The 19,089-nt window shown below is 39.9% G+C and carries 15 protein-coding genes; 5 read left to right on the forward strand and 10 right to left on the reverse strand.

Annotation, left to right across the window (positions count from 1 at the left end; translation table 11 throughout):
* Positions 1 to 268: 268 nt before the first annotated feature.
* A complete protein-coding gene (locus B5X70_RS06655) occupies positions 269 to 1,270 on the reverse strand; it encodes a hypothetical protein (protein WP_079557128.1) in 1,002 nt (333 codons plus the stop codon).
* Between the two features lie 118 nt (positions 1,271 to 1,388).
* Complete coding sequence (locus B5X70_RS06660) at positions 1,389 to 1,931, reverse strand: RNA methyltransferase (RefSeq protein ID WP_079557129.1); 543 nt, start codon at positions 1,929 to 1,931, stop codon at positions 1,389 to 1,391.
* A gap of 196 nt (positions 1,932 to 2,127) precedes the next feature.
* Here B5X70_RS06660 and sucC point away from each other — a divergent pair, with 196 nt between their 5' ends.
* The 3 genes from sucC (at position 2,128) to B5X70_RS06675 (ending at position 5,077) form a co-directional block, all read left to right on the forward strand.
* A complete protein-coding gene (sucC, locus tag B5X70_RS06665) occupies positions 2,128 to 3,318 on the forward strand; it encodes an ADP-forming succinate--CoA ligase subunit beta (RefSeq protein WP_079557130.1) in 1,191 nt (396 codons plus the stop codon).
* A 174-nt stretch (positions 3,319 to 3,492) separates the two neighbouring features.
* Complete coding sequence (nfo, locus tag B5X70_RS06670; RefSeq protein ID WP_079557131.1) at positions 3,493 to 4,341, forward strand: deoxyribonuclease IV; 849 nt, start codon at positions 3,493 to 3,495, stop codon at positions 4,339 to 4,341.
* A gap of 112 nt (positions 4,342 to 4,453) precedes the next feature.
* Entirely contained in the window at positions 4,454 to 5,077 is a 624-nt protein-coding gene (locus B5X70_RS06675) for a DUF4294 domain-containing protein (protein ID WP_079557132.1), read from the forward strand.
* A 70-nt stretch (positions 5,078 to 5,147) separates the two neighbouring features.
* On the opposite strand, the gene elbB is transcribed toward B5X70_RS06675, so the two are convergent.
* Entirely contained in the window at positions 5,148 to 5,801 is a 654-nt protein-coding gene (elbB, locus tag B5X70_RS06680; RefSeq protein WP_079557133.1) for an isoprenoid biosynthesis glyoxalase ElbB, read from the reverse strand.
* A gap of 77 nt (positions 5,802 to 5,878) precedes the next feature.
* Between elbB and thpR the strand changes: the two genes are divergently transcribed.
* A complete protein-coding gene (gene thpR / locus B5X70_RS06685; RefSeq protein ID WP_079557134.1) occupies positions 5,879 to 6,436 on the forward strand; it encodes an RNA 2',3'-cyclic phosphodiesterase in 558 nt (185 codons plus the stop codon).
* Between the two features lie 12 nt (positions 6,437 to 6,448).
* On the opposite strand, the gene B5X70_RS06690 is transcribed toward thpR, so the two are convergent.
* From B5X70_RS06690 to rpsO, 6 genes are all read right to left on the reverse strand, one after another.
* Positions 6,449 to 8,305 (reverse strand): alpha-amylase family glycosyl hydrolase, encoded by a 1,857-nt coding sequence (locus B5X70_RS06690; protein WP_079557135.1) that lies wholly within the window; start codon positions 8,303 to 8,305, stop codon positions 6,449 to 6,451.
* 297 nt (positions 8,306 to 8,602) lie between these two features.
* Positions 8,603 to 10,330 (reverse strand): tetratricopeptide repeat protein, encoded by a 1,728-nt coding sequence (locus tag B5X70_RS06695; protein WP_079557136.1) that lies wholly within the window; start codon positions 10,328 to 10,330, stop codon positions 8,603 to 8,605.
* Between the two features lie 438 nt (positions 10,331 to 10,768).
* A complete protein-coding gene (locus B5X70_RS06700) occupies positions 10,769 to 12,910 on the reverse strand; it encodes a prolyl oligopeptidase family serine peptidase (protein ID WP_079557137.1) in 2,142 nt (713 codons plus the stop codon).
* A gap of 12 nt (positions 12,911 to 12,922) precedes the next feature.
* Complete coding sequence (locus B5X70_RS06705; RefSeq protein WP_079557138.1) at positions 12,923 to 13,417, reverse strand: hypothetical protein; 495 nt, start codon at positions 13,415 to 13,417, stop codon at positions 12,923 to 12,925.
* A gap of 212 nt (positions 13,418 to 13,629) precedes the next feature.
* Positions 13,630 to 15,765: a polyribonucleotide nucleotidyltransferase gene (gene pnp, locus B5X70_RS06710; RefSeq protein WP_079557139.1), complete on the reverse strand. Its 2,136-nt coding sequence runs from the start codon at positions 15,763 to 15,765 to the stop codon at positions 13,630 to 13,632.
* Between the two features lie 409 nt (positions 15,766 to 16,174).
* The gene (gene rpsO, locus B5X70_RS06715; RefSeq protein WP_079557140.1) at positions 16,175 to 16,444 is read right to left on the reverse strand and encodes a 30S ribosomal protein S15; all 270 of its coding nucleotides are present in this window, start codon (positions 16,442 to 16,444) and stop codon (positions 16,175 to 16,177) included.
* A 225-nt stretch (positions 16,445 to 16,669) separates the two neighbouring features.
* Between rpsO and B5X70_RS06720 the strand changes: the two genes are divergently transcribed.
* Positions 16,670 to 17,344 carry a TonB-dependent receptor plug domain-containing protein gene (locus B5X70_RS06720; RefSeq protein WP_079557141.1) on the forward strand — a complete coding sequence of 225 codons (675 nt, stop codon included), beginning with the start codon at positions 16,670 to 16,672 and terminating at the stop codon, positions 17,342 to 17,344.
* Between the two features lie 51 nt (positions 17,345 to 17,395).
* Here the strand turns inward: B5X70_RS06720 and B5X70_RS06725 are convergent, their stop codons facing one another.
* On the reverse strand, positions 17,396 to 19,084 hold the full coding sequence (locus tag B5X70_RS06725) for a glycoside hydrolase family 28 protein (RefSeq protein ID WP_079557142.1): 1,689 nt from the start codon (positions 19,082 to 19,084) through the stop codon (positions 17,396 to 17,398).
* Positions 19,085 to 19,089 lie beyond the last annotated feature (5 nt).

Raw genomic sequence — 19,089 nt, forward strand, 5'->3', positions numbered from 1 at the left:
CATGTGAGAAGGTTTTTTTGTTGTGCACCTCAAAGATAATTTGAGATACTTAAATTCCTTCTCACTTTTTTAATCGTTTAGGACGCTATTGGTTTAAAAAGAATTCTGCAATTCTCCAAAGCTCAAATAAAAACCACAAAAATCATTAAGAATTTCACCAAGTTCATAAAGAAATATTTGACAATGATTTCAAATTGTGAACTTTGTGCTGTCTTTGTGACTTTTGTGGTTTAAACTCCTATTAAAGTGTCTGATTCTATTTGTGTTGTTATTTATCAGCCATGTTAAACGAACCGATATTGGTTATTTCATAATCAGCCATGTTGAATGTGACGTTGGCGCGGTCATTAATTTCGGTTACTTTCATAACATTTCTTTCTCCGCTTTCATGTTCGGTATATTCGCTTTCCATGATAAAGCCCGAAGGTTGTCCATGGGCAACAGCCGAAACGGTAAATACTGAACCGAATAAGTGCCTGGAATCGCCCTGAAAGTTTGGAGCTATCCAAAATGTTCCTTTTCCTTCGTCATCTGAAAACTCCCATTCTTCGCAACGATGGCCATGTATGGTCTTGGTACGGCCGGTTTTTCGAAATTTTGGATTGGTTTCAGTTTCAAAATCATCATCCTCGTCATACAGGGAGTCGTCCATGCCTGTAAAATGATTCATGGCATCTGAACCATAAGCGATGCCGGTTTTTTTCCCACGTTCCTGCGTGAGAACAATCGTGGCTTTGTTTTTTGTGTCAACAATGATGGTTCCGCCTTCTTCTACAGTACCAATGGCCTGGGTATTGCCGGAAATAAACTCATAAGCCAGGTATTCACTGTTGCTGGATACATAGGTGATAAAATCACCATCGTTTTGAAGAGTTCCATCGCCGTCGTACATCTGCATATTCATGCGTAGCGTAGAATGAAACCGGTATTGATCCTCAATGGGAACAGGCTCGCCTGATACGCCCATATTGCTCATCATGGACTGAAACCTTCTCTGTGAACGTTCTTCACGTTCCTCTGCTCTTCTTTCACTTGTTGAAGACCTTTGGTCTCTGTCTGGCTCGTCACGCTCCACTGAAGATTCAACATTATCTAAACTCCGGTCAATGGCATCGTCAACTTTGCGATCGATTCTCTCCTCAGTTTTTTGTTCAAGTCGTTCTGCAGCTCTTCGGGTGGCACGTTCCAGTAATCCTTGTCCAAATATAGGTGAGGATACAAACGAAAATAAGAGGATGATTAGTAGAATGGATTGATGATTGCGATTCATAACAATAATGTTTTGGTTTGAAAATTTTGTGTTACCAAAATTATAATCGCATTCTCCCAATGTCAATCTTATATTTGCAAACAGATAAAGTTTGTTGATGAATGTATGGTTTTTGAGTTTAAGCGTTGAGCTTTGGGTGGATTTTTTTTGCCATTTCCCACAAAACAACTCCTGCCGATACCGAAACATTCAAAGAATGTTTCGTCCCAAATTGAGGTATTTCAATACAATCGTTGCACATATTTATAACCGCTTGCTGAACCCCTTTAACTTCATTGCCAAAAATTATGGCATATTTTTCAGATGCATTAAATGAGAAATGATTCAGTTGAATGCTGTTTTCAACCTGTTCAATTCCAATTATGCGGTAATCATGGTTGATTAATTCGTTTACTGCATCTTCCGTTTTTTCAAAATATTTCCATGAAACAGTATCCTCGGCACCTAGCGCAGTTTTGTGGATTTCATTGTGTGGTGGTGTGGCAGTAATGCCACACAAACAGATGCTTTTAATGCAAAACGCATCTGCAGTGCGAAAAACGCTTCCTACATTGTGCAAACTTCTTACATTGTCCAGAATAATAACCACTTCAATTTTTCCGGTTACTTTAAACTCTTCCGGGGTTAATCTGTTTAATTCAGTAATACGGAGTTTTCGCATTAAATTTTGATTTCAGTTTACAACGGAGTTTTATCATTACAAAAGTAGAAATTATAAAAGCCATTTTGCAGGTTTAAACGGCAAAATGTTAAATGCTAAAATTTGCAGATTTTTTAAAAATATTTAAATTGAACCATAATTAATCCATCAGGAGTGCTCAAAACGAGAAAAACTGCACTTCATTAAATCTTAGATTATGAATATTCATGAATATCAGGCTAAATCCATTTTAAAACAGAATGGTGTTACCATTCAGGAAGGCATAGTTGTATCAAGTCCCAATGAGGCGGTAAGTGCTGCAAAGGAATTGCAAAAACTCACAGGCACTTCGTGGTGGGTAATTAAAGCTCAGATTCATGCCGGAGGTCGTGGAAAAGGGGGAGGGGTAAAGCTGGCAAAAAGTCTTGATGAGGTTAAAGAAATTGCAGGTCAGATTATCGGCATGCAACTGGTAACACCACAAACCGGCCCGAGCGGTAAGCAAGTGCATAAAGTGCTAGTTGCTCAGGATGTTTACTATCCTGGGCCTGTTGAAAAGGAGGAGTTTTACATGAGTATTCTGCTGGATAGACGTACGGAGAAAAACGTGGTGATGTATTCTCCCGATGGAGGTGTGGATATTGAAGAGGTTGCCGCAACACGACCTGACAGAATTTTCCGCGAGCCAATTGACCCTGCATTAGGAATTTTGCCATTTCAAACCAGGCGAATTGCCTATAATTTGGGATTGTCTGGGAAAGCAGCATCTGAAATGACTCGTTTTGTAAAAAGTTTATATCAATCTTATCTTTCTTGTGATGCTTCTCTTTTTGAAATCAATCCGGTACTGAAAACAACCGATGAAAAAATTCTGGCTGTGGATGCCAAGGTCAACATAGATGACAATGCATTATATCGCCATCCTGAAATTGCTGCTATGCGAGACATCTCTGAAGAAGATGCTGCTGAAGTAGAAGCTGGCAAAAATGACCTTAATTTTGTCAAACTTGACGGCAATGTAGGGTGTATGGTGAATGGAGCCGGTTTGGCTATGGCAACCATGGATATCATCAAATTATCGGGTGGTGATCCGGCTAACTTTCTTGATGTTGGTGGAGGTGCCAATGCACAAACTGTTGAGGCCGGATTGAAAATTATTCTTTCCGATGAGAATGTGAAAGCTGTTCTGATAAATATTTTTGGAGGTATTGTTCGTTGCGACCGGGTTGCCAACGGAGTAGTTGAGGCATATAAGAAACTAGGAAACATCAATGTGCCGGTAATTGTCCGCCTTCAGGGAACAAATGCTCAGGAAGGAAAAAATGTGATTGACAATTCCGGCCTGAAGGTTTATTCTGCCATAACGCTTGAGGAAGCTGCCGTATTGGTAAAATCTTTGGTAAACTAGTGTCAAGTCAATCATAAGATTTCGGATTAACTTGGTTTGTTTGGCGGTTCCCCCTTGTGATCTAGGGGTGCGCGAGGAGGTAATTCACGTTTGACTTGATAATTGCTTCCCAGTCAGAATTTAGAGCAATTTAGTAACCAGAATAAATTCAAAAACATCAACAGATTTTTTAGTATGAGTAAACCCAGATATATTGGCGCCCATGTAAGTGCTGCAGGTGGAGTTGAAAACGCTCCTCTCAATGCAGCTGCAATTGGTGCAAATGCATTTGCTTTATTTACCAAAAACCAACGTCAATGGGTGGCAAAACCCTTGTCTTCCGGCAGCATTGATTTGTTTAAACAACACTGCGAGGAGAATCAACTCGATCCAGCCTTTATTTTACCGCATGACAGTTATCTGATTAATTTGGGACATCCTAAACGTGAAGGAATTGAAAAATCAAGAAAAGCATTTTTGGATGAAATGCAAAGATGTGAACAATTAGGTTTGCAGTTGCTCAACTTTCATCCGGGAAGTCATCTTAACGAAATCACAGAGGACGAATGTTTGAAACGAATTGCTGAATCAATCAATTTTGTGTTGGATAAAACAAAGGGAGTTACGGCAGTTATTGAGAATACCTCCGGACAGGGAACCAACATGGGGTATAAGTTTGAACATCTTGCTCAAATCATTAACGGGGTTGAAGACAAAAGCCGTGTTGGAGTTTGTATTGACACCTGCCATGCCTACACTGCCGGTTATGATATTGTGGATGCTGATGGTTATTCAGAAACCTGGAAGAAGTTTGATGAAATCATTGGAGCAGAATATTTAAAAGGAATTCATTTAAATGATAGTAAAAAACCTCTAGCTAGTCGGGTTGACAGGCATGATAGTCTGGGACAGGGTTTGATGGGGAAAGACTTTTTTAAACGTTTTATTCGTGATGATCGGTTTTCAGCAATCCCGATTGTTTTGGAAACCCCTGATGAAAGCTTGTGGGAAAAAGAAATTGAATGGCTGCGGAGCAAATTATAAAAGAAGTTTGCTTTTTCCCACTTCTCATGTCATGTTAATTAAGGCCTGATTTTTGCAAATCTATTTATGTAGTATTAATTTTATTTGGCCTTAAATCATCTTTGCAGGGTTTATGACAAAGCTAAGTCTCATTATATTATCAACAGCTCTGGCTCTGATTTCAATGAGCGCATCCGGACAACGAGTGCACCCAATTCTGGAGACCGATTCTCTCTTGATCAACCTGCACTATCTGCGTTCTGAAATTAGGGATGGAGACACCATTGCTCATGTTTTGTTGGATGAGGTTAGAATTATCCCGCCATGGAACTTTCAGAATCGCCGTGAAGAGAGACGTTATGGGCGTTTGGCACATAATGTAAAAGTGACTCTTCCATACGCTAGACTTGCAGCTGAAAAAATGCTGGAAATCAATAATGAGATGGCGAAAATTAAGGACGACAGGGAGAGGCGTCGCTATTTAAGAAGTGCAGAGCGTGAGTTGTTTGCTGAGTTTGAAGATCCTTTGAGAAGACTGACTTTCACCCAGGGACGATTATTGATTAAACTAATAGACAGGGAGACCGGAGATACCAGTTATAATCTCATTCGGGAGTATAAAGGGGGAGTGCCTGCCTTTTTTTGGCAGGGAATTGCACGCTTGTTTGGTGCAAATCTAAAAGATGAATACGATCCCGATCAGGATGATAAAATGGTTGAGCACATCATCCAGTTAATCGATATGGGACTACTCTGATTGATTTTTAGCAAGATGATTAAAAAATGCAGATATGCTAAATCGCATATCTGCTATATTAAATCTTACATTAGATCATTTTCAACACAGTTTTGACAATATTACCGGCTCCTTCGGCAATCTGTGTGATGGTTGCATCCAACATATAGCAAGGAGTTGTGGCTATCTTGTTTTTTTTGTCAATTATAACTTCACCATGAGTAGTATTTACATGAGTCCCACCCATTTTATTAATGGCAGCGGCTGTGCCTTCATCGCTTCCAATGGTTACTTCTGCTGCTCCTAAAACCTTTGTGATTAAAGCAGGAGAGATACATAATGCTCCAATGGGTTTTCCGGCTTTATGGAAGGATTTTACCACCAGTTCAGCTTCCGGATTGACTTTGCAATCGGGGCCATCAACAGCAAAAGAGCAAAGGTTTTTGGCTACCCCGAAACCACCGGGAATCATGAGTGCATCTGCATTCTCTACTTTAAGTTCTGATAACGGTTTAATATTTCCTCGGGCAATTCTGGCCGCTTCAATCAGCACATTTCGTTTTTCATTCATCTCTTCGCCAGATATGTGATTCACTACATGATGTTGCTCAATATCAGGCGCAAACAATTCATATTCGGCGCCGGCCTGCTGAATTGCCAACATAGTAAGAACCGATTCGTGAATTTCTGCTCCATCATATACACCACATCCTGCTAATATGACTGCAATTTTCTTTTTTGTCATGATTGTGTAATTTTATTAGGTTTTACATCCAATGACTAAATTAAAATAATCCTGAAACAATTGCAAACAGTGGATTTATGAAAAGGACTTTTATAGCTGTCCCAATTCAGCCAGTTGAGCCCCTTCTGGATGAAATAGAATTTTTTAAGGAAAATTTGTGTGGGGTAAATGTAAAATGGGTTGATGTTAATCAAATGCATATTACAATTGCGTTTATAGGTGAAACCAGTTCTAAATTGGAACAACAAATCACAGATTTGTTGTTCCAATTTACTGGTCAATTTTCAACCAGTATTATTGATCTGTCCGGGTTTGGTGTTTTTAGTTCCCTTAGAAGTCCCCGGGTTTTATGGCTTGGAATAAAAGATAACTCAGTACTGAACGATTTACATCAATACTTCAGTAGTCAATTACAAAATGCAGGTATTAAAGTTGAACAAAGAGACTTTGTTGCACACATAACCATTGGCCGAATAAAGCAGTTGATAGACGAAAAGAAGTTCAGAGATAGTTTTGATGGGAAATTCACATTAGCGAATCATGCTGTTTCATTATCAAAAGTTGTTTATTATGAAAGCGTACTCCGACCAGAGGGTGCTAAATACGTGGAGCTTGCGTCGGTTTGTATCTGCTGACTTATGAATGTGTTATTGGTTTTTTACCAGCTCAAGCATCAGGATGCTTTTCGGATTGAGAATGATGTTGCCAAATCCAGAAGAGACTTCACCTGTGGCAATGTTTGTAACTTGACCGATATTGCCTATTGATGCAGAGAATCTACCGGGTTCAATTCTTTTTGGAGATGAAATATGGTTATTGATAATAACCAGTAACAATTTGTGCTCCGATTCTCTAATGTAGGCATAAATGTTATCCCTTGGCTCAAAATGGATGGTGTTACCGGTCATCAGGTCCGGATTGTTTTTTCTCCAGTTAAGTAGAGCAGTGAAATATCTTAAAGCTTCACGTTGTTGGTTCGAGAGTGTGTTTGGGTTGAAAGCGCTCACCTGATCTCCGGGCCATCCTCCGGGGAAGTCCCCTCTTAAAAAACCGGTTCCTTGTGCAGCCAGCCCTTCCATCATGACCTCCGATCCGTATAGGAAGGATGGGATGCCTCTGGTAGTGAATAAAAAACCAGCATACATTTTGAATATGCTTAAATCTTTTTCTGCAAGAGTAAAGAGTCTGGTGAGGTCATGGTTATCGCCGGCAAAAATAAGCTGCGATGCAGCATCAGAATATGCACGGTCTCTAGCTTTGGTTTTGTAAATGTTGAATAGCATGTCATTCGGACGGCTGTATTCGGCAAATACATCCATCCAATTTCTGTATAGAGGCTGATCGGTTATATGTGTAAATGAGAATTCGCCATTGGCACCGGTTTTCCAGTATTTGTTATGAACAACCGATGAGGTTTCAGCTGAAGCTATGAGGTTTAATGATGGAAAATCCAGCGTAATTGCTTGTGATAGTTCTTGCAGTAATAGGGGATGCAAGAGGTGTGTTTTTTCAATTTTAATACCATCCGGTTGTGTTTTCTGTATCCACCAAAGAACATTTTGAATCAGATATCTTCGAACCTCAGGATTATTATGGTTGAGAGATGGTGAGTCGAATGATTCCCATCTGTTGGTTTGCCGGCCGATATCTTCTCTGCTGGCGTATGGATCCGCAAAGACAATGGGGTTATCGCTGCCGGAATGAATGTTATCTCTTTGATAAATCCAATCTGATGCCGGAAGGTTTTGTATGAGAGAGCTTTGGTTTCCGGCTTTATGCAGAACCTTGGTTAGAATTACTTTGATGTTTCTTGTTCTATAATGAGAAACTAGATTAGTTAGGTCATTAATGCTACCTAATCGTGAATCAACTTTGTAGTGGTTCGTAGGTGAAAATCTTTCGTAGGATAGTACAAGTTGGTTCGTTTCATACACTGGAGTCAGTTCAATAGTGGTAACTCCGAGTTGCCTCAAATAATTTGAGGAGTTAATAATCCCCTGTAGATCTCCGCCATGAATACCAGCAGGATTCATTCGGTCTGCCCGTTCGAAATACCCGTTTATGTTATCATTTGCCGGAACAGCATTGACAAAACGATCAGGGACAATTTGATATATGGCGTCAGCTCCGGTTAATCTGGCCGGATTAAAATTTGTGACTCTGTTATTGAGGGTAAAGTTGACAACTCCTACAGCCTGGTTTCTGTTTGAAAGCCGTATTGGGTAGATTCCGGGCGATGCGTTATTTGATATTTCTATTTCCAGAAACAGGTGAGTTCGGTTTTGTGCGGGATATTGATTCCTGATGATTATGCCTGGCTGGTTGATCTCGGCCTGACTTTGTGCCACATTATTCCCTTGAATAACCAAAAGCAGTCTGTTATTCTGCATACCTATCCACCATTCCGAAGGCCAGCATTCAATTTGGTTTCTTCCTGTTTGTCCCGACAACAAGGATGAAAATGAAAAAAGTAGTATGATAGAGGTGATAACAGCCTGGTTCATAGCATTGCATTTTGCTGTTAAAAACGGTGTATTGATGCGTTTATTACAAATATACAGAATAAATTATGAGGATAGGAAGAGAGTTTGTTAATTTTTAAACAATATACAACTTGATACTTCTTTTTAGAAAAGTAAAAAACTTGTATGCAGATTGAACAGGGTATGGTTAATCCTGTCTTAGTTTACAATTTCCAAATTGGGGATATGTCTGGAGCTGTTAGGGTGGCTTGAGACTGTTTATTATGAAAAAAGGGATGGTCAGTGACCATCCCTTTTTTATATGATTCAATATTGAGTTTATTGTACAATTGATCTGAAGGTAGCATCTGCAAAGAATCTCGCGAATTCCATGTCAGTAGCAGCATATTGCTTGTATTTAGCATCCAGATCAGTTGCTTTACGAAGACTGTCAAACATCATATCCGTATCGTTGGTGCGAACAGCAACGATCGCTTTTAGATAATACTTAAGACCAACTTCTTCTGTGTTTGCGTTAAGTGTAGAAAGAGCAGCGTCATAGTTGCCTGCAAGAATTTTTGCAAGGGCAGCGTTGTTGCTTACACTGTTTCCAAAGTAACGAACAGCTTCGTCGTAAAGACCTTTTTTAAGAGCTACAACACCAAGGTTGTTGTCAAGAGCACTTCCTGCACCGGCAGCAGCACCAAAGTATTCTTCAGCTTTTGCAATGTCACCTTCACGAAGAGCAACTGCACCAAGGTTGTTCATTACCTCAGGTTGGTTTGCCTGAGTAGAGTTAGCTCTTTCAAAGGCAACTTTAGCACCAGAAAGGTCATCTTTTTTGTAAAGGGCATAACCTACATTGTTATGAGTTCTCCAGTCGTTTGCAAATTGAGAGGCAGCAGCCTGATAAATGGCAAGTTGCTCATCAACATTATCAGTTAAAGTTGCAGCGTAAAGAATTTCTTCAACGTTAAGGGCAGATGGATTGCTTGAAGCAAGATCTGAAATCTCTTCGTCAGATTTTCCAATTTCTTCAACGTTAACACTTAGTCTTGAACGACGTAGTTGTGGTAAAATTTCGTCAGCTAAAACTTCAAAAGTGCTGGACATGTTTTTGATTTCACGCTCACGTACTTCAGGGTCGGTGTGCATAGAAAGAACACGTAGGATTAATTCTTTATCCTGTATGTTGCTTCTTTCAACTAATTGCTTGAAACCTTCCCAGTCTTCAGGAGTTGTTCTCAGGTCAAAGAAGTCAGCATCATTTGCTTCAGCAATTCTTGCTCTTGTAAACTGACGAGAAAGGTGGCTTTTCGCTGAGTTTTCACGCTGAGATGCCAAACGGGTATTTAAGTCGATTGGCCCGTCAGGAGAAGCGTAAGACGAGATGTCAACTCCTCTGAATTCTTTGTTCTCGGTATCACGAACTTGTACAATAAAGTCGTTGATTGCTTTTACTTCATCCTTAGTCAACTCAGTGTTACGAATGTTCGCCTGATGAATCAAATAAAGAATTTCGGCAGTTTTTGTAATTGGGATGATTCTTTGGAATTGGTCTGCACCAACAGTGCTTTTAATTCCTTTTGCTTCAACCATAGCAGAAGTAGAAATAACACCTTCAGCAATTTTGTAGGGTTCAAATACTACTTCATTGTTACCTCTGGTGGCACGAATGCGTACAACAAGGTCAGAAACTCTCATGTTCTCATTGTAAGGAACAGATTGTTCGTAGCTAACCTGGCCGCCATTGGCTCTTGAAATAACCTGATGGTTACCTTCAGCACGGTCGCCTTGAATAGTATAGCTTGGGAAAGCGGTTTCACCACCTTCGTATACCAATACAGGTGTAGCTTCCAGAGTAGCTCTGCGGTCAAAATATCCAGCAGGGATTCTTACTCTGATATTTGCATTTACCTGGCCCCCATGAGCCTCCAAAACTTCAGGTGTAACGGTATAGCTAATATCTCCAGCATTTCGTCTCATCTTCTCGAGACTGGAGCATCCGGCAAAAACTACAGCAGTTAGTGCCAGAAAAGCAAAAAGTTTGATTGTCGTTCTTTTCATAATGTTTGCTTAATTATTTGTTCTTGAACTAATTCTAAATCTCACACACAAATATAATAATGTTTTCAAAAAATAAAAGTTTCAAACCCTATTTATTGTTAATATTAGCTGTTAAGGCATTTTATCGGGTACGAACTTTATATTAGATCCAACATAAAAAATATTTAGTATCTTTTTTTATTGCCTCTCAAATAGATTCTAAGGCGAATCAAATTCTAAATTAACAATAATTTCTTAGATTCCGCATTTTTATTGAGTTTTCGAAGTAGTTAAATCTTATTGTATTTCTTTATGTGGCTGAAGTACAGTGTTTTATTTGTTTTTCCGAAAATTCCAATAATCTGCCTTGATCCAATAATTGTTAATGCTTTTACTTAGATGCAAATATTCATTACTTTTTTTATATCTGCAAGTAACTTTAGCTTATTTTCGGTTGAATTACTTATTTTTTTCTGAATTCCATGTTTCATTCATGCTAAATAATGTAAAAGCTAGTCTGTCTGCCACTTCTTCAATTTGCATTGAAAGAGGTTTTCCTGCTCCATGCCCTGCCAATGTTTCTATTCTGATGAGTACCGGATTCGGGCCACTATACCTATCCTGCAGAGTGGCTATGTATTTGAATGAATGAGCTGGTACAACTCGGTCGTCGTGATCGGCAGTCGTTACCAGAGTAGCTGGGAACAGTTTTCCTTTTGGGATATTGTGGATAGGAGAATAAGCATATAGATATTTGAACATCTCTTCACTATCATCGCTTCTTCCATAATCTCCAGCCCAAGCCCATCCAATTGTAAAATATTGATACCTGAGCATGTCCATTACGCCTACAGCCGGTAGCGCAACTGCAAACAGATCCGGGCGTTGATTAGCCACTGCTCCAACGAGCAAACCGCCATTACTGCCTCCCATTATGGCTAGTTTTTCGGGGGATGTATAACCTGATTCTACTAAAAATTCGGCAGCCAGAATGAAGTCATCAAAAACGCGTTGTTTATTTTTTTTGATCCCTGCACGATACCATCCTTCTCCATATTCACCACCTCCGCGGATGTGTGCGTGAATGTATATACCACCGTTTTCAAGCCAGGGTACAATGCGTGCATCAAATCTAGGAGATTGCACCACATTAAAGCCTCCATAACCGTAAAGCAATGCCGGGTTGCTGCCATCCAACTCGATATCTTTTTTATGGACAATAAACAGTGGAATTTCTGCTCCATCTTCTGCTTCAACAAAGACTTGGTTTACAGTATACTCTTCACTTTTGAAGTCTACGTTGGGAACGAAGTGAGCAACCGGTGGGTTCGTTGATTTCAAATCCTTTCTGTATACACTCTCCGGTGTTGTAAAGGATGCAAAGGTGAAATAGAGAACGTCTTCTTCACTAAAAGTTGAGAGTCCCGAGGCTGATCCAGACCCGGGCAGTTTGATGTCACGAATGTATCTGCCGGCTTTTGAATAAAGGCTTAATCTGGATTGAACATCCACCATGTAATGGGCGATGATGTAATTGTCTGATGTCGTTACAGATCTTAAAACATTCCCGGATTCCGGTATAATTTCTCTCCAGTTTTCCACATTGGGTCTGTTGGGATGTATGGCCATCAGCCGATATCGGGGTGCATCGTAATTTGTAAGGACAAGTATTTCATTTCCTATGGTTCCAACATAACTACTCTGGGTTTCGAAGTCTGTGTCTGCTACAATCCAATTACCTCCCCTGTTAAGGTCTCGGATGAACAGATTGTTACCCTGTGTAGAAATTCTTGAGTAGAGCATAAGATATTTGTTGTCATCATCAACCTGTGCTGAAAAGTTCATTTGGGGGTTGTCATTGTCTTGATGAATCAACAGATCCTGATCCTGGGAAGTCCCTAGTTTGTGGTAAAATACTTTCTGAAATTCATTGCTTGCCGAAAGTTCATCTCCCGGAGCAGGCTCGTCGTATCTACTATAGTAAAAGCCGTTTTCATCCCACGACAGCCCAGAAAACTTTATCCATTTAAGGTGTGTGTCCAAGTCCTTGCCGGTGGCAACTTCTCTTACAAAAACCTCTCTCCAGTCTGAGCCTCCTTTACTGATACCATATGCAACATATTTTCCGTCTTTTGATACCGACGCCATGGCCAAACTGGTGGTGCCGTCTTCAGAAAAAAGGTTTGGATCAATCAGGACTTTTTCTTCACCATTTTTCTCTTTTACATATAGAACGGCGTGGTTTCTGATGCCATCATGACGGTAATAAAAGATGTTTTCGCCACGTTTCCAGGGTGAAAACTGCCTTGTGTATGACCATACTTCGGTCAGCCTGTTTTTTATATCTTCTCTGAATGGTATTTGTTGCAACCATGCGTTGGTTACTTTGTTTTGTGCTTTTACCCACTCTTTGGTTTCTGGTGCATGGTCATCTTCGAGCCAACGAAATGGATCGGGGACTTCATGGCCAAAATAGGTGTCTACAACATCCCCTTTTTGGGTTACAGGATAAGTTAGACCGGGAGATGATTTTTGTCGGCATGAAGTGCCAGCAATTGTTAGAGCCAGTAAAGTAACGCAAATGACTAGTTTTCGTTTCATCGTATTAATTGATTAAAATATTTTTCCTTGTTTTTTTAGTATTCTTTCATAGGATTTACCTGTTACCCAACCCAGTGTCATACCGCCTGCGATAAATAACATGAGGAGTTCATGAATCTCAATCTGACTTCCACCAAGATTAAAGAGAAGTGCCGTGATAATTCCTGAAACGATTCCATAAAGGGTGTATCTTGATAGCAAAAGCCCTTTGGGTGTCATGTTGTGTTTCTTTTTCAGATGAACTGCTGAGTTTTGCAGCTGTTTCTGGAATTGTTTGAGTTCAGGTGTTTCGTCTTTTACCCAAATTGCCGCATGTTCCAGCATCTTGTATAAAATTATATAGCTCTCCCTGCACTCTTCACATTGATCTTTTTTATGATCGAGCGTACACATTAGCCTTGGAATGGTTTCTATGTTATAATGGCGAACCGATTCGCGTGGTACGTCACGGAATATGTCGCTTATGTTTTCATACCATTGAGGCAGTTTTAGCGGTTCGTGTTCCACTAGGTTGATTTTAAAATGGAAAAAATGGATAGATGATACCAAAACACGAATTTAATCTATTTGTTTTAGAAATTCTAATGAAATGTGGATGAGTTAAAAATCCAACCTATAGTTTTAAGGATTTTTGTTCCTGTTTGTAAAAAAATGGAGGAAAAAAGCAAAAAAAAACGCTGCCCATGGGGGCAGCGTTTGATCTGTATAAGAGGATTACTCTATTTCGATTTATCATTTTCCCTGGGAAGAAGAACTTTTCTTGAAAGTTTTAGTTTCCCTGATCTGGAATCAATTTCGATTAATTTTACTTCAATTTCTTCGCCTTCTTTTAACACATCTTCTGTTTTTTCGATGCGTTTCCAGTCGATTTCTGAAATGTGAAGTAATCCGTCTTTGCCAGGAAGAATTTCAACAAAAGCTCCGAAAGGCACGATTGACTTCACTTTTCCTTTGTAAACCTTGCCCATTTCAGGTATGGCTACAATGGCGTTGATTCTGTCAAGCGCTTTGTCAATGGCTTCTTTGTTATCAGCCGCAATGTCCACCTGTCCAAACATTCCTTCTTCGGTAATGGTCAAAATGGTTCCGGTAGAAGCTTGGATTTCCTGAATGATTTTACCTCCGGGGCCAATTACTGCACCAATCATCTCTTTTGGAATCTTAATTGAAACGATTCTTGGAGCATGAGGCTTGTAGTCGGCACGTGTTTCAGGCATGGTCTCAATAAGTTTTTCAAGAATATGCAAACGACCAGCTTTTGCCTGCTCAAGAGCTTTTTCAAGGATTTCATACGAAAGCCCTGCCACTTTTATGTCCATTTGCGTGGCGGTGATCCCTTTTTGTGTACCGGTAACTTTAAAGTCCATATCACCCAAGTGATCCTCGTCGCCAAGAATGTCAGACAATACTACATATTTATCTGATTTTGTGTCGGTGATAAGTCCCATGGCAATGCCGGAAACGGGGGCTTTAATTTTGATCCCTGCATCCATTAATGCAAGTGTTCCTGCACACACAGTTGCCATTGATGAAGAACCGTTTGATTCAAGTATGTCAGACATAACTCTGATAACATACGGATTATCAGCAGGAATCATTCCTTTAAGAGCTCTCATGGCGAGGTTTCCGTGACCAATTTCGCGTCGGCCAACGCCGCGGTATGGTCTGGCTTCTCCGGTTGAGAAAGGAGGGAAGTTGTAGTGGAGCAAAAATCTGTCGATGCTTCTGTTAAGAACATCGTCCACGATTTTTTCATCCATTTTAGTTCCAAGTGTAACAGTTGTTAAAGACTGAGTTTCACCTCTTGTGAAAATGGATGCTCCATGAGGGCCCGGCAAACAATCAACTTCACACCAGATGGGGCGAATTTCGTCCATTTTTCGTCCGTCTATACGAACGTTTTCATCGAGCATGAATCTGCGTACAGCCTCTTTTTCAACATCGTGGTAGTACTTTTTGATCAAATCCATCGGGATTTCGCTCTCTTCCACATCGGCATAATTGGCCTCAATGAAGTCTTTCACTACCTGGCTGAAATCGTTTAGTCTTTCAAGTTTATTTGGATTGGCCTTTTTTGCAACAGCATAGGCTTTGTCATAGGTCTCTTTCCAAACTTTTTCACGTAGCTCTTCATCGTTTTCCTCATGGTTGTATTCGCGTGTTGGCTTTTTGCCAAGCATTTCAACCAGTTCCATTTGAGCTTTACACTGTACTTTGATAGCGTCGTGAGCCACTTTCATAGCCTCAAGTAGTTCTGCTTCTGAAACTTCGTCCATTTCGCCTTCTACCATCATTATGTTGTCGTAAGAAGCACCTACGATGATGTCCAAATCAGCTTTCTGCATTTGAGAAACAGTGGGATTGACTACCAACTGTCCATCTATGCGCGCAACACGCACTTCAGAAATTGGCCCGTTGAAAGGAATGTCTGAAACAGCTAAAGCAGCTGATGCTGCTAGTCCTGCCAAAGCATCGGGAGTACTCTCTTTATCAGCCGAAATTAATGAGACATTCACGAAAGTATCTGCATGATAATCTTCCGGGAACAAAGGACGTAATGCTCTGTCCACAAGCCTTGAGACAAGAATTTCATAGTCTGAAGGACGAGATTCTCTTTTTTGGAAACCTCCTGGGAAACGCCCTATGGCTGAAAATTTTTCTCTGTATTCAACAGACAACGGCATAAAATCAGTGCCGGGTTTTGCTTCCTGTGCAGATACCACAGTTGCAAGTAGGTATGTGTTACCCATGCGTACAATGACAGAGCCGTCAGCCTGTTTGGCTAACTTTCCGGTCTCTATCACGATTGATCTTCCATCGCCAAGATCAATCACTTTTTCAATTGACTTAATCATAACTTTTCTAAAATTTTTCGTCCCAAAGATAGAATAATATCTATGGACAATTAACTTTTTATCGATAAATATTCGTTAAACAGTTTCTGCAATAGATCATTATGCTTTTCGATTAGCAGAGGTTTAATTTGTGTAATGTGCTGTTTTTGAGGGTTGTAATAAGAAGGTGTTGTGTTTTTATTTTATTGATATTCTGCACGATATGCAAAATTGAATTTTTATTGAGTAACAATGTTTTATTGGAAACGATAAGCAAAAACGAACGTTTTCTGGTTAGATAGTGAAATTATTTATTGTAATTTTTTGTTCTAAACAGAGATTTGAACAAAAGAAACGTTGGCTGAATGGATCGGCTGGAAATTAAAAAAGGCAACTCTTTAGTTTGAGTTGCCTTTTTATTAGTTTCGGATTACTTACGTATTCCCAGTTCTTTAATAATAGCCCTGTAGCGGTTAATGTCTTTGGCTTTTAGATAATCGAGCAATCTACGTCGCTTACCTACCATTTTTACCAACGCGTGTTCTGTGCTATAATCTTTTTTGTTTGACTTGAGATGCTCAGTCAAATGCGAAATACGGTGAGAAAATAATGCAATCTGGCTCTCTGGGGAACCAGTATCAGTATTAGACTTTCCGTACTTTGCGAAGATTTCCTTTTTTACTTCTTGATTCAAATACATAACAATATGATTGTAAAATTATTTTGAGCCGCAAATATAATTCTTTTTTTATGAATTGTATTGAATTCGAGAGTGGTTTTTTGTTTTATATCATTTTTTTATTCGAAGTAAGGGTTATTTTTATTTTTTCTGTCTTTTAATTGAGAGGAATGATTTTTACGTAAAAAATTTCTATTAGTTTATATGGTTTAGTTCAATGAATTAGAAATAATAAATTCTAAAGATATGAAACGATTTTATTTTATCGGATTACTTTTCTTCCTTGTATTAGGTGGAATGCATGCCCAACGTGTTGTACAAGGTTATGTACTAACATTGGATGATTTCACAGTATCGAATATTGAGATACGTGCAAAAAATTCCGGAGCCGCTGTTCAGTCTGATTCAGCCGGTCATTTTGTGATAGTCACAGAAGAGCGCGACGTACTAACCTTTTCAGGAAAAGTCTTTGATAGGGAACGTGTTCGAATTAATCGACGTACTCCTGATACTTTGGAGGTAAATATTAAGTTTAAGAATACTCCTGAGAACCGGCAGTTGGCTGTAGGATATGGTTATATGAACGAGCGAGATATTACTTTTGCAGCATCTCAGATTGACCATAAGCGAGAAGATTTCTGTATGTATAGTGACGTATTTGAATTGATAAAAGGGCGGTTTCCTGGTGTTCAGGTTCTATCAGGTGGGCGCGAACCTGAAGTTATTATTCGGGGGATGAGTTCTGTGGTTACTTCCAATTGTGCGCTTTACGTGGTTGATGGAGTGGTTGTGAACTCAATTGGGCATATTTCTCCATGCCAGATTTCCAAAATTAGTGTATTGCGTGATTCTTCAGCCTCTATTTACGGAAGTAGAGGAGCCAATGGGGTGGTTTTGATTGAGACAAAGAGAGCGCATTAAATAACAAAGGGGACAAATGTCCCCTTTACTAATTTAAGTTTTCAATCAAGTCTATCTAATAGTGATAGCATTATCAGAGGCATTGTTTACTCTCCTTATTTGTTGATCCGGACGATTGAAATCGTCCTTGCTTATCTTGATACTACCTGAAGAAGCGCCGGAAACAACTAATCCGGCGTCCCCTGTTTTTTTATTATAGTTGAAATCAGAGATTTCAATATTATTGCTATTGAAGATGATCAGAGCAGGGCCTTCTTCCTGAATAATTGTTACGTTTTTCAGTTCAATTCCATCAGCATCAACTATGGAAAAACCTTTAGGTGCTTTTAGTATTGCATTTTCCAGAACAATGTTTTTTAGCTTTAATTCCGGCAGTCCCATAAAGAGTGCAGCATTACCGAATCCACTTGCAACAATGTTCTTAACATAGATGTTTCGGAATAAGGGGGTTTCTTCGTTTATTGGCATGGCTTCAGCGTGATTGCTTACATCATCGTCCAAAACAGGAGCACGTCCACCATAAAACATATTGAACCGGATGGGCTCGGTTGGAATATCAATCATATTGATATTTGATATGTATATGTTTTCTACCACTCCTCCGCGCCCGCGAGTGCTTTTAAAACGAATTCCAATGTTGGTTCCCATAAATGTACAATCCGAAACATGAACGTTACGCACTCCTCCCGACATTTCGCTACCAACTACAAAGCCTCCGTGCCCGTGATATACGATGTTATTCTTAACAATGACATTTTCGGTTGGCATACCCCTGTCACGCCCTTCCTTGTCCCGACCTGACTTGAAGCATATTGCATCATCACCAACATCAAAGTTGTTGTTGTATATCACTACGTTTTTGCAGGATTCAAGATCCAATCCGTCACCGTTCTGAGAATACCAGGGATTTCGAACTGTTAAATTTCTAATGGTAACATCCTCACACATAAGGGGGTGGATGTTCCAGGCCGGAGAGTTCTGGAAAGTAAGTCCGTCTAAAAGAACTTTTTTACAATTGATCAGGCTCACCATTACAGGTCTGAGGAAGTCTTTTATTTCCACAAACTCTTCGTACGTTTCCAGTTGAGGCAGATTTCCCCTGTTGCTTATAACATAACCTCTTGCAGCCTGTTCCGTTGGAAACCAGTATGATTCATTATCCTCCAGTACTCCCCCTGAATTGATGAGATTGCGCCATTGGTTGTTGGTCATTTTAAATCGCTTAACCGGACGCCAGGCCTGTCCGTTTCCATCAAAAACACCAGATCCGGTAAAGGCGATGTTCTCCAAATCGCGTCCGCTGATGGGCGACTGGCAGCGATATGTCATGATGCCTTCAAAAGCACTCTCAACCACAGGGTAAAGATCAAAGTTGTCGCTGAAGCGAACCAAAGCCCCTTCTTTCAGGTGGATATTGATGTTGCTTTTCATTACGATGGGGCCTGTAATCCAGATTCCTGCAGGAACAATAACTTTCCCTCCCCCTTTGGAAGCCATCATATTGATGGCTTTCTCAAAAATGTGGGTGTTTAGGGTGATTCCATCAGCGATGGCGCCCAAATCTGCAATGTTTACGCTATTGTTGGGTATTACCGGTTCCTGAACAATGGGCATGTCAAACTCAATATTGTCATATACCCATGAATAATCAGGGCTTTTGATTGTTCCGGAATTGCATGCCCCCAGTGCGAAAACAAGAGGGAGTGCATAAATCCCGATCTTTTTTATAACATTCATCATTTTTG

The sequence above is a fragment of the Alkalitalea saponilacus genome (assembly GCF_900168165.1).
Classification (GTDB): Bacteria; Bacteroidota; Bacteroidia; order Bacteroidales; family Marinilabiliaceae; genus Natronoflexus; species Natronoflexus saponilacus.

Excerpts from the sequence above, each read along its gene's own strand:
- elbB (WP_079557133.1), bottom strand. The coding sequence starts at position 5,801 with ATGACAAAAAAGAAAATTGCAGTCATATTAGCAGGATGTGGTGTATAT.
- thpR (WP_079557134.1), top strand. The coding sequence starts at position 5,879 with ATGAAAAGGACTTTTATAGCTGTCCCAATTCAGCCAGTTGAGCCCCTT.
- B5X70_RS06660 (WP_079557129.1), bottom strand. The coding sequence starts at position 1,931 with ATGCGAAAACTCCGTATTACTGAATTAAACAGATTAACCCCGGAAGAG.
- B5X70_RS06725 (WP_079557142.1), bottom strand. The coding sequence starts at position 19,084 with ATGATGAATGTTATAAAAAAGATCGGGATTTATGCACTCCCTCTTGTT.
- rpsO (WP_079557140.1), bottom strand. The coding sequence starts at position 16,444 with ATGTATTTGAATCAAGAAGTAAAAAAGGAAATCTTCGCAAAGTACGGA.
- B5X70_RS06655 (WP_079557128.1), bottom strand. The coding sequence starts at position 1,270 with ATGAATCGCAATCATCAATCCATTCTACTAATCATCCTCTTATTTTCG.
- B5X70_RS06720 (WP_079557141.1), top strand. The coding sequence starts at position 16,670 with ATGAAACGATTTTATTTTATCGGATTACTTTTCTTCCTTGTATTAGGT.
- B5X70_RS06700 (WP_079557137.1), bottom strand. The coding sequence starts at position 12,910 with ATGAAACGAAAACTAGTCATTTGCGTTACTTTACTGGCTCTAACAATT.
- B5X70_RS06675 (WP_079557132.1), top strand. The coding sequence starts at position 4,454 with ATGACAAAGCTAAGTCTCATTATATTATCAACAGCTCTGGCTCTGATT.
- B5X70_RS06690 (WP_079557135.1), bottom strand. The coding sequence starts at position 8,305 with ATGAACCAGGCTGTTATCACCTCTATCATACTACTTTTTTCATTTTCA.
- nfo (WP_079557131.1), top strand. The coding sequence starts at position 3,493 with ATGAGTAAACCCAGATATATTGGCGCCCATGTAAGTGCTGCAGGTGGA.
- B5X70_RS06695 (WP_079557136.1), bottom strand. The coding sequence starts at position 10,330 with ATGAAAAGAACGACAATCAAACTTTTTGCTTTTCTGGCACTAACTGCT.
- sucC (WP_079557130.1), top strand. The coding sequence starts at position 2,128 with ATGAATATTCATGAATATCAGGCTAAATCCATTTTAAAACAGAATGGT.
- pnp (WP_079557139.1), bottom strand. The coding sequence starts at position 15,765 with ATGATTAAGTCAATTGAAAAAGTGATTGATCTTGGCGATGGAAGATCA.